Here is a 14,261-nt window from a genome sequence, read left to right on the forward strand (position 1 = left end):
TAAGTTTATTGTTTAGTGAAAATTAATTTACCGGAATTCCATTTACCTATTTGATCATAAAAGCCTTTTACGTCCGAATAGAATTCTGGAGGTATGACCGTTGTATTCCAATTAATTTCGGAATTGATTTTTATTATATCCTCCTCTATCCAGACCTCATATTTATAGCTTCCCATATTTTTGGGCAATACTATGGATACAGGCTCCGGAAACGATTCAACCGCATAGCCATCGGGTACTTTTATGGTTGCCATTTTTTTAAAGGATTGCGTAAAAACTTTCTCTATGGGCAAATTTCTTTCCTCTGCCTTATATGGATTATAATTTAACCCTGAATTGAAAAATGGAGTAAAAACAATCTTGCGGCCAATTGTTTCAAATGCAGATTTTTTGGTATACCCATAGGTTTGCTCCAATGGTTGGGATGGGTTGTTGTGGTTTAAGACCTGAAAGTTTGTGATTTCCATATCAGAGAATTTTTTTTCCATATTGACCCGATAGGAGTCGCTTGGGTTCCCACTATTACCCTTTCTTAAATAGAAGGCGAAGTATCCCGTGCTATGATACCGGTATTTGCCCGTGATTGAGCCATCCTTATTAAAGGATACGGTAATTAATTCAGCATTGAGGGACCTAAACTTTGGTTTTAAATCTATTTGAGCAGTTGTACCGTCCTCACGAATAAGTCTTCCGACCCAATTTACTGCGCGCAATGGAATGAAATCTGGATAGCCATATTTCTCTGTTGCATCGAACAACATTAAATCCGCCCCCATTTGAAGCCCTACAACCACATAATTAAAAGTGCCAACCGTAGGAAAAAAAGGGATTCCGTTTGTTTTGGAACTAATCAAAACAGGGTCTGCTTTGAGACCTGCATACCTGAACATCGAGGTAAGCATAAGGTTTATATCGGCGACATTTCCTTTCTTTTCGTTGTACGCTTCTGCAATCCCCTTACTGTTGCACAATATACCAAACCCGTAGTTCCAATTCATTTGTGACTTTACAAAGTCATATATAACCATGGCCCTTTCCATTTCCGAGGATGCATCTCGGAGTAGTTTTTTTAAATCTCCTTTAAAATAGTCGTGACGATTTAATTCCTTACCAAATCTATCGTTATCATAAATGGTTTTAGCAACATCTCCCCAGGTTAAACTATAGTTTTTATATGTTTCATTTGGAAACCTAGTGGACCCCAATTCAAACTTAATGGCTGCTCTATAATCATTTATGTTAACTACCTCTGACTCCGCGACCAATCCGGGAAGATTTGATAATGTGAACGTAAAAATGTTCTCGATATAATTTATGGTTTCCTTTCCCAAAGCAACATTCGTCGGGGTTTTGAAACTGTAATCCGCCTGTTGAACTACCTCTAGCGACTTATTCCGCTGTGATTGTTCCATTTCAACTGGATAAAAACCTCTATTGTATTGTTTATAAACGAAGTACTCTGGGATTTTTAATTGTACCAATGCAAAATCCACTGGAATATCAAATTGCAACCAAAACTCATCGATATTCCAATATGCGTGTGATTTTATTTTAAATGCGACGTCTACAACACTGCCTTCTTTTACATTGGGCATTGAAATGGCCAACTTACTTTGATCATCATTCACTCTTTCGATGAAAACACCCTTATTTTCCAATTTGGTCCTAACCACATTACCGTCCACGATATTAAACGTGAATCCTTTGATCTGATAGATATCCTGTCTATGCTCGCTATTTGTTAAAAAAGACTTGTGCAGGGTAGCCCAACTCAACCCTGCTTTCCTATAAATCTTAATCCTATATTGAACTTCTGTTATAAGCTGCCAACCGGTTTCAGCATGAAAATCAAAGTGTACCAACTCACTTTTATACAGTATAGCGGCATTAGCATCTGGATAGCGTTTATGCTGAGTGGCCAACACTTCCTCCTTGGATACTTTACCAAATGTTATCTCTTTGGCGGTTACCACTTGTAGAGATAGTAAAAACAGAATATAAATTTTAAATTTCATTGTTCGATGCAACTTTTTTTTAATGCCCTACCATTATTTACTCTTGCCTCTGCACTTTGTTGTCCAAAAACAATCTGTTCTCCGGTACATGGGTCCAAGTATTCACCAAGATCTCCCAAAAATTTGCTTAGGATTATACAGTATACTTTTTACATACCATTATCTTATGTTTTTACAAGAACCACCTTTTCCAATTCTTTCTTAATTATCTGATTATAAAACTCCTTTAACTGAGCATAATAATTGGAAGAGATCAGCGAAGTATTGAGCTCAATATCCACCCTTACATTGATTTTGTTATTCGCCGCAGACACAAAGTATTTGAACCGACCTAAATTATCTGGTAAGCCAACTGCAATGGACTCTGGAACCGATTCTACAGCATATCCATCCGGAATCGCAATATTGATCATATATTGATCTTTCCATGGGTAACCAAAGTCTACGGGAAACTCTCTTTTTTCGGTTTTAAAAGGATTGACCGTAGTTGTTAGGTAAAATAAAGGTGATATGTACAGTTTCCCGGAAATTTCATCGAAAGCATCTTCTTTAACAAAATTGAACGCTTGTACTACGGGCTTGGAGAGGTTACCTTGGTTTTGCAAATTAAAATTCGAGATTTCGATATCTCCATATTTTTTTTCCAAATCATCCAAATATTTTTCTTCCGTGCCAGCAACGAAATTGTTCCTGAACAACAATGCACTGTTTGCAGAATATTGTTCCTGGTATTCTCCTTCAATGGAGCCATCATCATTAAGCACAACACTCATCATTATGGCATCCACGGATTTTGTTTTGGGCATTAAATCCACTTGTTTTGAACTTCCATCTTCTCGGATAAGCCTACCAAACCAATTCAAGGCCCTCATGGGCAGTATGTTGGGTACAGTATTCTTTTCTGTAGCATCAAAAAGGACTAAACCATTTTCTAGTTGAAGACCGGTAATTACGTAATTGAATCCATCACTGGTCGGGAAGAGCGGTATTCCATGCGATCTTGTACTCACCAACACGGGATGGGCATCCAATCCTGCGTATCTGAACATTGCCGTTAACATAAGATTTATCTCGGCAACGTTACCCTTCCCTTCTTTGTAGGCTTTGCGAATACCCTGATCACTACAAGTTACTCCGTAGTAATTATCCCAGTTCATTTTTGTTTTTACAAACTGAAAAATGGTCATCGCCTTTTCGATATTGGAGGATAGGCCATTGAGCAATGGATCTAAATCTTCTTTAAAATATCCCTTCTTGTTCAACTCTACCCCAAAATCGTCATAAGAATAAATGGATTTGGCCACCCCCTCCCATGTTAAGCTATAATTTTCATAAGGTTGATTGGGGAAATGGGTAGATGCCAATTCGAACTTTACAGAAGTCTTATAGTTATCGATGTTATTGGTATACTTTTCTTCCAACATGGCCGGTATATTCGACACCTCCATTGTATAAATGTTCTCCATAAAGCTCAAAGTGCCATTATTGTGGGTCGACCTGCCCACCAAACCCATATTATCGGAACTTCGGTATGCAATGTTCATGGATCTATTCTTTTTGGATTCGGCAAATTGAATGGTCTGAAAACCTTTGCTGTGTTTTTTGAAAATAAAATATTCCGGTACATCCAAACGAACTTCTGCATGGTCCAAAGGAATATCATACTGAAATTTGAATTCATCTATATTCCAGAACATCGGCGACTTTATTTTATATTCAATATCCAAAACACTTCCTTCCTTTACCTCTGGCATGGTAATGGAAGTTTTGTTTCTGTATTTATTGACTTTTTCTTCAAAGACCCCATCGTTCTTGAGCTTTTTACTAACGAGTTTCCCGCCTTCAATATTAAAAGTAAACCCTTTGATGCCCGAAATGGTCTCTTCACCTCCTCTTCCAGCGTAAAGGGGTATTTGTAAAGTAGCCCAATCAAAACCATCCTTTTTGTAAATTTTTATTCGAAAATGAACTTCTCTGGTAACTGTCCATCCGATGTCATATTGATAATCGTACCATATCCATTCGCTTTTGTGCAGAATTGCCGCATTTGCCTCCGGGTAATCGATATGTCGGGTAGCCGACACATCCTCTTTGGATACTTTTCCAAATTTTACATCTTTAGCGCTTACTGATAAGTGTACCAACAATAATGAGAGCAATAGTGTTATCCTCATAACTCTTTTTTGATTAAAACAACTTTCATATTGTCATATCTCGCGACTTTTTTCCTAAAATCGCGGTACTGACTATATTCTTCTTTCGGGTATTTACCGGACTTCACCAAAAGTCGCCTTTTGTAACGTATGGTCCCTGGTTCGAGCGTTTCTATAAAAACTGAGTACGACCCGTACTTTGATTCTACCTTTATAGGCAGAATGCCAGTTTCCAGCATATACCCCTTGGGCAAACGGATAGTAAACTCATCCTCATCCAAAAACCCTCTTTTTACGACCAATGCTCTTTTTCTATTTCGAACCCTGACCGGTACATTTAAATTTCTGTTGGAAACATTGGGAATCAACAATAATTTATCCCCTGCTGAAGACAAGTAATTATTGGCTGAGAATTCAATATCTTCTGAAAATTCGATATTATCAATATCGTTACCATAGGTAACGGTGCCCAAATTTAAATTTTGCACGTAGTTCCAGTACGTTTTATAAAATTCTTCTTCTTTCGACCTGGTGTTTTTGGTTATCCAATACTTTTGATCGTATTGTGTACCTCTTGAAACAATCTTTACCTTTCCTATTATGTTTGTTTCGTCGGCAATCTCAAAATAGGCTTTGGTAAGTTGATAATTATCCTCATCTGGGTTTACATGGGTACGGACCAATTCGCCTCCTTCGGGTTTAATTTTTAATACATTCCTATTATCCGTAAAAGTGCCCAAATGGTTAACGGGTGCAATCTGACTTGTGCATTCCAACCATACTTCATTATTTTCCAACGGTACATTCAATATAACGTGATTGCCCTGCATGGATGGAAAATCTCTATCCATATCCCTAATCTTATTACCGGCATGTACCACTGTATAATAAGATTCCACTCCAGCTGCCCTCAGCAAGGCCATGGTATAATTGACAAGTCCTTTGCAATCTCCATATTTTACTCGATTCACTGTGGATGCATTTATAGGCATCCATCCTCCAATCCCCAGCTGCACACTTATGTACCTTGTATTTTCTTGTACATAGTGATAAACTATTTTTATTTTTTCCAAAGGATCGTTGACCCCTCTTACCAAGTTTTGCACATATTGTACAGTACCTTCATCCAAATCGTCTTTTCCTACTAAAAGCTCATCTGACATCCATTTTCCCAGTTCTTGCCAAGTAGCTCCCCTTCCATCGACCCCCTCTAAATGAAACTCGTTCAGTGCTATCTTAACATGTGGGGCAAAATCCTGAAAGCTAGGCGAAAGAGGCTCTTCCACCATAGCATTCAAATTATTGGCTATATACACAACACCGTTCGTTGTCTTCGATTTTTTGATTTGATATTCGTCTAAATTGTCTTCTTTGGTCCTAAAAGGTATACCACATTCAACACGAAAAGAAAACTGACTGCTTTCTGTACTCAACCGGTAATCTTCCAAAAAGGGCCATTTTGGTACAAAGGCAGTATTTGGGGTAGAATATTCTTTGGAGAACTCCACTGTATAAGGATATTGGGTTGGCGTATATTGCAAAACCAACACACGCGAATCGGCATACAATGTGCCGCCCCCAATTGCACTTTGATCTAAAAAATCTCTTTTCTTTATTTTCTTTACCTCTTCGCCTTGTGCATTATAAATTACTGCTTCTAAATGTGATACCTTATCCTTTTTTTCGTAAAAGGCATAGGCGTTAACATGTTTATTGCCTTCTTTGTTAAGTACAGTAACCACTCTCTTCTGGTTCACGATCATTCGGTCCTTTGCCTCAACAATCACATCCATTTTATCCAAACGAACTACGGCATCTGCGTTTTGTTGCATTGTTTTGGAAATCGAACTTACTCGATAATCCTGTGAATATGAACTATCAAAGAATAAGGCAAATAGGATAAATAAGTAAAAGTGCATTGGTTGGTTAGGAGAGGTTGGTTTGTTTAAAGATGGTGGTGAATAATTTCTTACAAAAAAGAGATTTTTTTCAACATAAAAAAATTATTCTCTATTTTTTGTGTCCACAATAATGGTAACCGGACCATCATTGAGCAACTCCACTTTCATATCGGCGCCAAAAATTCCGGTTCCAACCTTCTTTCCGAATTTTTGCTCCAATACCTGAACAAAACTCTCGTACACAGGAATGGCAACATCGGGTTTTGCGGCTTTTATATACGATGGTCGATTTCCTTTTTTGGTAGACGCATGCAATGTAAACTGACTAACTACTATAATATCGCCATCAGTATCCAATACGGAGCGGTTCATCACCCCGTTCTCGTCGTTAAAAATGCGAAGGTTTAAAACTTTATTGGTCAACCAGTCTATATCTTCTTTTGTATCGGCATCCTCGATGCCCAGTAAGATCAAAAGCCCGTTTCCGATGGATGATATCATTTTGCCATCGACGGCAACACTTGCCTTTGATACTCTCTGCAGTACTGTTCTCATTTATCTTTCCCTGTATGGGTTATCTTCTTCCCCAGTGAGCATTTGCACGTAGCTCCGATAGCGACTTGCTGCAATTTCATTGTTCTCCAGAGCTTTTTTTACGGCACATTTGGGTTCGTCCAAATGTAAACAGTTATTAAATTTACACTCCGATTTTAACGCAAAAAACTCGGGAAAATAGTCTCCGATCTCGTGCTTGTTCATATCCACGATACCAAAACCTTTAATCCCGGGGGTGTCGATTATCCGTGCATCGAAAGACAGGTCGTACATTTCGGCAAAAGTGGTAGTATGTTGGCCTTGCATGTGCTGCTCAGAAATTTCGGCAGTTTTTAGTTGCATTCCAGGTTCCAAGGCATTTACCAATGTAGACTTTCCTACCCCGGAATGACCGGCGAACATACTGGTTTTCCCTCTCATTATTTCTTTTACCAAATCAACGTTCTTACCTTGTTTTGCTTCAATTTTAATACACTTATACCCAATTTTCGTATATAGATCCATTAAATAATCCACCTCAAACCTTTCTTCTTCTTGGTAAACATCCATTTTATTAAAAAGTAGCACTACCGGAATTTCATAAGCTTCTGCAGTCACCAAAAATCGATCTATAAAACTGGTAAAGGTGGGAGGGTTGTTCAAAGTGACCAATAGGAATACCTGGTCCAAATTGGATGCAATAATATGTGTTTGTTTGGAAAGCTTAACGGACTTGCGGACTATGTAGTTTTTACGATCGCCAATTTTGGAAATTATACCGATCGTCTCGTCACCAATAGTTTCCAGTTCAAAACTGACATGGTCGCCAACGGCAACTGGATTAGTGCTCTTAATCCCTTGTGTACGGAACTTGCCCTTTATACGGCATTCGTAAAAGTTGCCTTCATTGGACTTTACGGTGTACCAACTTCCGGTCGATTTATAAACTGTTCCGTTCAAAATTTGTTAGTTTTTTTAAATACAAAGAAACAATATTCCTTTCGTTTCGTCGTATATCTTTATTTATAACATATTAATCATCAAAATTTAAACATGAAAAAAATCTTATTTGCCGCAGTAATCGCTTTGACCACTGCATTTAGTGTAAACGCACAACAGTACAAAGTAATTACCAGCGTTGAATCCATAGTGCCCAACGGGCTTGGTAGATCAAGAATAATCAACGCTCTGGAGGACAAGGATTATAAAGAATTTACCAGTGTACAAACAGAGGACGATAACACGAGAAACAAGTCCAAAAGAAACGAAATCCGTGTTAAAAATTTCGAAGAGACCAAATTGTTGAACTTTTACAATGTTGGCGGTATCCGTTTTCAGAATATTGCGGCCAACGACGCTATGATCACTTCCATGATCAACGATATGATCGCCAACGGATGGGAATTGGCCTTTGTTGTTAGCGGTGTTGAAAGTGAAGGAGGAAAAGGTGATGGACAAGGTATTTTTATTACCCGATATATCTTTAAAAAATAACCTTTCCGATCGATATAAAACTAAAAGAGGCTGTTTAAAAAGTAGTGAAATACATCAGTCTGAACTTGTTTCAGGTTGACAAAGTTCGACTTTTTAAACAGCCTCTTTTAGTTAAGCCAACAAGTTTCATTAATCTTTAATGTAGACCCTGCCCCCTACAAATGTTCTCTTATTCACCGTTGTCGGATTTCCATGCACGTAGACATCTCCTCCGGCCTTTACATTGATTTCCACCAATTCCGAAGCAAAAACATCGGCTTCGCCACCAGCTGAAATTTTTACATCCGTTGTTGCGGTGCGCAGTTCCCTACCTTCAAAAATACCTCCGGTATTGAGCACAACGGTTTGGTTTTTGGCAAGTCCAGAGGCTTTAATAATACCGCCTGTCACCGCTCGGATCTCTGCATAATCTACATCCATCCCAATATGGATCATGGCGCCTTCCTGGGCCCTTAGCTCTATTTTACTTTTGTTCACCAACTCGTTACAGGTAATTCTGGCACCCTCGTTCCCATCTATAACATCCAAGTTGGTGTAGTAGACTTCGATCATGGTATCTTCTCCCTGGAATTTTTTATCCAATTGCATACGCAGTTTAAGAACCCCATTTTTGTTGGTCCATTTAATATCGTCCACGTTCCAGCCTTTGATCATAATTTTGTTCTCGTCGGATTGGATCAAATTGACCTCGATCAAATCAAAAACTTTGATTTTGTTGAATTCCCCAACCTCCGTGTCTATAATTCTTTGCGATAACATGATCAATGGAAGCAATAAAAATCCTAATGTGTATATTTTTTTCATGATAGAGTGTTTTTACTTTGGAAAGATGATCACTTAGGAGGTTTGTTACAGTTTGAAACAAAAAAAAAACTATTTACGGCACTGGATATTATGGCCGTAAATAGTTCTTAAATGAATCTGACTGTTAAAAAATCAGCTTATGACTTGATTATTTTTTCTTGGTGGTTAATGGATTCTTGGTGGATTGCCTTGAACATTCTTAATACGAATTCCTCGCTCAATCCCCTTTGTTCGCCCTCCAAGATCATATTGCCCAGGATAGCGTTCCAACGATTGCTTTGGAGTACGGCAACGTTCTTCTGCTTTTTGAGCTCACCGATTCCGTCCGACACTTTCATCCTTTTGCCCAAAAGATCGATCAACTGATTGTCCAGGACATCTATCTGCGCTCTTAGGTTGGTCAAATTGCTCATGTACTCTGCTTCTTCATCGGTTTCTTTTCTAATTCGCAGATCCTTCATGATCTGGACCAAGGTTTTTGGGGTTACCTGTTGTGCGGCATCACTCCATGCGTTGTCCGGGTCATAATGTGTTTCTATCATCAACCCATCAAAATTCAAATCCAATGCAGTCTGCGACACATCAAAAACCATATCCCTTTTTCCTGTAATGTGGCTTGGGTCGTTTACGATGGGTAAATCCGGGAACCTTGTTTGTAGTTCAATGGCCAACTGCCACTCCGGTATGTTACGGTATTTGGTTTTTTCGTAAGTGGAAAAACCTCTATGGATCACACCTAATTTTTTAATGTTGGCAGAATATAAACGCTCCACGGCACCTAACCAAAGTGAAAGATCTGGATTTACTGGGTTTTTTACCAACACAACTTTATCGGTACCTTCGAGCGCATCTGCAATCTCTTGGACAATAAACGGACTTACGGTAGAACGTGCCCCTATCCACAACATATCGATATCGTGCTCCAAGGCTAGATCAACATGTGCTCTGTTGGCAACTTCGGTGGCGGTTTTAAGTCCGGTCTCTTCTTTTACCTTTTGCAACCATTTTAGTCCTATGGCCCCTACTCCTTCAAAATTACCAGGACGAGTTCGTGGTTTCCAGATTCCGGCACGGTAATAGCTCACATCGGTATCTTTTAGATCATGGGCAATTTTTAGCACCTGTTCTTCGGTTTCGGCACTGCAGGGACCTGCAACTACCAATGGATGACCTAAATTCATATCATCCAACCATTTTCTCATTTCCTTTTTGTTTTCCATAATACGTTCTATTTTTTTGTAAGTGGTATTCCTTTTAGTATTTGTTTTATTTTATTGGTATTACTCATTTCTTGGTGGACCTTCTTAAAATCGTTGTCCAATATCAATTGCTTAAAGGTGATCAGGTTTTGAATATACTCTTCAAGGGTTTCGACCACATTATCTTTGTTCTGTTCAAAAATAGGCGTCCACATATCCGGGGAACTTTTTGCCAATCGGACCGTGCTTTCAAAACCACTGCCTGCCATGTCAAAAATATCGCGTTCGTTCCTTTCTTTATCGATAACCGTTTTCCCTAACATAAAAGAACTAATGTGTGATAAATGGGATACATAGGCGATATGTTTGTCGTGCGCTCTGGGATTCATGTACCGAATGCGCATGCCTATTTCCTGAAAAATGGCCAAAGCCCTTTCCTGAAGTTTAAACGCTGTTTTTTCTACTTCACATATGATCATTGTTTTGCCGGTATACAGACCTTCGAATGCAGCAGTCGGACCGGAGAACTCCGTTCCCGCAATGGGGTGACAGGCCATAAAATTTCTTCTTTTGGGGTGATCGGCAACCTGTTCGCAAATCGATTGTTTGGTGGAACCTGCGTCCATTACCACGGTTTCTTCTCCCGAGGCATCCAAAATTTTTGGAAGCTCGGCCATTAAAACATCGACAGGAATGCCCACGAATACCATATCGGCGGTCTGTAGGTCCGTGTACCCTCCTTTTTTGTCGATAATACGCAGTTGCAGGGCCTCATCTAAATGGGACTCGCTTTTATCCACTCCGATTATTTCGGCTTCCGGGTGCAGCCTTTTTACATCCTTCGCAAAGGACCCCCCTATTAAACCAACACCTATAATGACTATTTTCATAATCTAAAATCTTTGGATCGCTTCTTTGATCTTTTCTTCTTTTACACAAAGTGAAAAACGAATATAGCCCTCGCCATTACTTCCAAAAATGGTTCCCGGGGCTATAAAAATATCTCTGCTGTACAATATTTCATCTATAAATTGTTCTGATGGGGGTGACCCAGCTGGAAGCTTGCTCCACACAAACATACCGACCGCGTTCTCGTCGTAGGAGCATCCTAATTTGTCCACCAATCTAAACATAAGCTCCCGCCTTTTGGTATAGACTGTGTCCAAAGCCTCGAACCACTCCGGCCCGCTTTGCAAGGCTGCGATGGCTCCTTTTTGAATGCCATAGAACATCCCGGAATCCATATTGCTCTTTACCTTTAGCACTGCATTTATGTGCTCCGCATTCCCCAATACCATGCCCACTCGCCATCCTGCCATATTAAAGGTCTTGCTGAGACTGTTCAGTTCCAAAGTGCATTCTTTTGCCCCATCAATGGACAAAATACTGGTCGGGTTACTGGAAAGCACAAAACTGTACGGGTTATCGTTCACCAATAGAATTTGGTTCTTTTTCGCAAAATCCACTAACATTTTAAGCTGTTCTACGGTGGCCGTTGCACCTGTTGGCATATGAGGATAGCTTACCCACATTAACTTTACCTTGGACAGGTCTTTTGTAGCTAGCTCGTCCAAATCCGGAAACCAACCGTTTTTTTCGGATAAATTGTACTGTATAGGAACAGCGCCCACTAAACTGGTCACAGCGGCATATGTCGGGTATCCCGGATTGGGGATCAAAGCCTCGTCGCCATTGTTTAAAAAAGCCATGCTAATGTGCATAATGCCTTCCTTGGAACCCATCAATGGTAAAATATCCGTGTTCGGATCTACGTTTACATCGAATTTTTGATGGTAGAAGTCTGCAATCGCTTCCCTTAGTTTTGGCAGTCCCTGATAGCTCTGGTACTGGTGTGCCCCTGCTTCTATTATGGAATCCCTTAGTGTTTCCAACACTTGTGGCGAGGGTGCCAAATCGGGGCTGCCGATCCCCATATTTATAATGGGTCTTCCTTGTGCGATTAGCCCACGGACTTCTCTTAATTTTGTAGAGAAATAGTATTCCTTTACGCTATTTAACCTATCTGCAGTTATCATAGGATCAATGCATTTTTGTATTCGCCCAAAACCCGAAAATCCTCTGCCATAATCTCCAGCAAAGATTTAGTTTTGGAAAATTGTTCATAATTCTCAAAAGTGACATCAACAAAGAAGGCATACTTCCAAGGGGTCTTTATTACCGGCAAGGATTGAATTTTGGTAAGGTTCATGTTACAATCGCTCATCACGTTCAAAACAGTGGCCAAACTCCCCCGTTTATGATCGGTAATGAATCTTAAAGAAGCCTTGTTTATTTCTTCCTCTGGCAACACCTTGTTCTGCTTTTTAAGGATTATAAAACGTGTTGAGTTATTTACAATAGTTTGGATGTTATCAGCAATAATATCCAATCCGTACAATTCTGCCGCCATTTTGGGAGCAATTGCAGCTATATTAGCCAACTTACCTTCTTTTATTCTTTTTGCGGTTTCCGCAGTATCCACACTTTCAACAAGTTTTATCTGCGGATGGGCCTTAAAAAACTCTTTGCACTGCAATAATGCCATTGGATGCGAATGCACCTCGCGGATATCATCAAATGTTTTTCCTTTTAAAACCATTAGGTTATGATGAATGTTAAGGTAATGCTCTCCAATAATATGGATGTTATTGTGGTACACCAGATTATAGTTGGGGATTATAGATCCTGCAATAGAATTTTCTATCGCCATAATACCTTTGTCCGCAATGCCCAACAATAAACTATCCACTACGGCATCAAAGGAATTGCATTCCAATAACTCAATATTACTTCCAAAAAAATCTTTGGCTACTTGATGGTGGTTGGACCCCTTTATTCCCTGTATGGCTATTTTTAAACCCATGGCAAAAAAAAAAGCCCCGATGCTATCGGGACTTTATAAATTAGTTATACTTTAAACGTATCTACAATAGTCCCGTTCCTCTTTGAAAAAAGAAGTAAAAATAAAAACGGTTCCAGAAATACGTGTTTGTCATCTCTTTGTTAATTGTCGGCTAATTTAGGTATTCAATCCTAAACACTACTCCAATCCCATATTTTTTTTGATATTTTTTAAAAAGTTGATTTTCACTGAACATTATCTTACAGAAAATCGATTTTTTTTTCAAATTCACATTTTGATAGTTTTTTAAAGGATCGTAACAGGCCAATTATCCTTGCCCTTACTTGTAGTGAACAAAACCTATAAAAGTGTATTTTTGAAAGCAATTAAACTAGTACAAATGTCCATTACCGTTAAGAACATCACCAAAACCTTTGGAACCCAAAAAGCATTGAACAATGTTTCGTTCACCATCAACAAGGGTGAAGTTGTTGGGTTTTTAGGCCCAAATGGTGCCGGCAAGTCCACCATGATGAGGATCTTGACTACATATTACAAAGCGGACAATGGAGAAGCATCGGTAAACGGTTTTGATGTACTCGCCGCAGAAAAAAAAGTTCAAAAAAGTATAGGCTACCTACCAGAACACAATCCCTTATATCTGGAGATGTACGTAAGAGAATATTTATCGTTCAATGCCGATGTGTACAAAGTGGACAGGTCCAAAATAAACAAGGTAATCGAGCAAACGGGTTTGACCCCCGAGGCCCACAAAAAAATTGGACAGTTATCCAAAGGATACCGTCAACGTGTAGGACTTGCAGCCGCCTTGTTGCACGACCCAGAAGTTTTGATACTAGATGAACCCACGACCGGCCTTGATCCAAATCAATTGATCGAAATCCGAAAATTGATACGTGAAATCAGTAAAGAAAAGACCATTTTACTTTCCACACATATTATGAAAGAAGTGGAAGCCGTATGTGATCGTGTGATCATCATCAACAAAGGAGAATTGGTGGCCGATAAAAAATTGGAGGAACTTCGCGAAGCCGAGGAGCAAATTATCGAAGTTGAATTTGACTACCGGGTAGAAGAGCAGTTGTTACAACAAATGCCCAACGTGTCCAACATAAAAAACACCGGTGGCTTTGTCTACGAAATCACTTTTACAACATCTAAGGATATGCGGCCCGCTGTTTTCGATTTTGCACACGACAATTCACTAAAAACGTTACAACTTAGCAGAAAAAACAAAAACTTGGAAAGTCTCTTTACAGAACTTACCTCTTAATTCCTTTTGCCCTGATTCGTGTTGA

At 39.3% G+C, this 14,261-nt stretch carries 12 protein-coding genes; 2 read left to right on the forward strand and 10 right to left on the reverse strand.

Translation table 11 applies throughout. The features are described 5' to 3' along the window. Window positions 1-5: 5 nt before the first annotated feature. The 5 genes from ACXAFK_RS13580 to rsgA form a co-directional block, all read right to left on the reverse strand. Window positions 6-2,015: a transglutaminase-like domain-containing protein gene (locus ACXAFK_RS13580; protein WP_474958092.1), complete on the reverse strand. Its 2,010-nt coding sequence runs from the start codon at window positions 2,013-2,015 to the stop codon at window positions 6-8. 164 nt (window positions 2,016-2,179) lie between these two features. Continuing rightward, complete coding sequence (locus ACXAFK_RS13585; protein ID WP_474958093.1) at window positions 2,180-4,189, reverse strand: transglutaminase family protein; 2,010 nt, start codon at window positions 4,187-4,189, stop codon at window positions 2,180-2,182. Then, complete coding sequence (locus ACXAFK_RS13590; RefSeq protein WP_474958094.1) at window positions 4,186-6,000, reverse strand: DUF3857 domain-containing protein; 1,815 nt, start codon at window positions 5,998-6,000, stop codon at window positions 4,186-4,188. Before ACXAFK_RS13590 ends, ACXAFK_RS13585 begins: the two co-directional genes overlap by 4 nt. Before the next feature lie 171 nt (window positions 6,001-6,171). Beyond that, on the reverse strand, window positions 6,172-6,624 hold the full coding sequence (dtd, locus tag ACXAFK_RS13595) for a D-aminoacyl-tRNA deacylase (protein ID WP_224837527.1): 453 nt from the start codon (window positions 6,622-6,624) through the stop codon (window positions 6,172-6,174). Continuing rightward, window positions 6,625-7,563 (reverse strand): ribosome small subunit-dependent GTPase A, encoded by a 939-nt coding sequence (gene rsgA, locus ACXAFK_RS13600; protein ID WP_474958095.1) that lies wholly within the window; start codon window positions 7,561-7,563, stop codon window positions 6,625-6,627. A gap of 93 nt (window positions 7,564-7,656) precedes the next feature. Here rsgA and ACXAFK_RS13605 point away from each other — a divergent pair, with 93 nt between their 5' ends. Then, window positions 7,657-8,097 carry a hypothetical protein gene (locus ACXAFK_RS13605; protein ID WP_224837525.1) on the forward strand — a complete coding sequence of 147 codons (441 nt, stop codon included), beginning with the start codon at window positions 7,657-7,659 and terminating at the stop codon, window positions 8,095-8,097. A gap of 129 nt (window positions 8,098-8,226) precedes the next feature. On the opposite strand, the gene ACXAFK_RS13610 is transcribed toward ACXAFK_RS13605, so the two are convergent. The 5 genes from ACXAFK_RS13610 to ACXAFK_RS13630 form a co-directional block, all read right to left on the reverse strand. Next, window positions 8,227-8,901: a head GIN domain-containing protein gene (locus tag ACXAFK_RS13610; protein ID WP_474958096.1), complete on the reverse strand. Its 675-nt coding sequence runs from the start codon at window positions 8,899-8,901 to the stop codon at window positions 8,227-8,229. Window positions 8,902-9,038: 137 nt separating this feature from the next. Beyond that, the gene (locus ACXAFK_RS13615) at window positions 9,039-10,121 is read right to left on the reverse strand and encodes a bifunctional 3-deoxy-7-phosphoheptulonate synthase/chorismate mutase type II (RefSeq protein ID WP_224835339.1); all 1,083 of its coding nucleotides are present in this window, start codon (window positions 10,119-10,121) and stop codon (window positions 9,039-9,041) included. Window positions 10,122-10,129: 8 nt separating this feature from the next. Further along, the gene (locus ACXAFK_RS13620) at window positions 10,130-10,990 is read right to left on the reverse strand and encodes a prephenate dehydrogenase (protein WP_474958097.1); all 861 of its coding nucleotides are present in this window, start codon (window positions 10,988-10,990) and stop codon (window positions 10,130-10,132) included. 3 nt (window positions 10,991-10,993) lie between these two features. Beyond that, on the reverse strand, window positions 10,994-12,136 hold the full coding sequence (locus ACXAFK_RS13625; RefSeq protein ID WP_224835341.1) for a pyridoxal phosphate-dependent aminotransferase: 1,143 nt from the start codon (window positions 12,134-12,136) through the stop codon (window positions 10,994-10,996). Beyond that, on the reverse strand, window positions 12,133-12,963 hold the full coding sequence (locus ACXAFK_RS13630; RefSeq protein ID WP_293296499.1) for a prephenate dehydratase: 831 nt from the start codon (window positions 12,961-12,963) through the stop codon (window positions 12,133-12,135). The genes ACXAFK_RS13625 and ACXAFK_RS13630 overlap by 4 nt, the downstream gene beginning before the upstream one ends. A gap of 379 nt (window positions 12,964-13,342) precedes the next feature. Between ACXAFK_RS13630 and gldA the strand changes: the two genes are divergently transcribed. Next, on the forward strand, window positions 13,343-14,236 hold the full coding sequence (gene gldA, locus ACXAFK_RS13635) for a gliding motility-associated ABC transporter ATP-binding subunit GldA (protein ID WP_474958098.1): 894 nt from the start codon (window positions 13,343-13,345) through the stop codon (window positions 14,234-14,236). Window positions 14,237-14,261: the final 25 nt, after the last annotated feature.

This window comes from Flagellimonas sp. ABD4_174, from assembly GCF_056160185.1.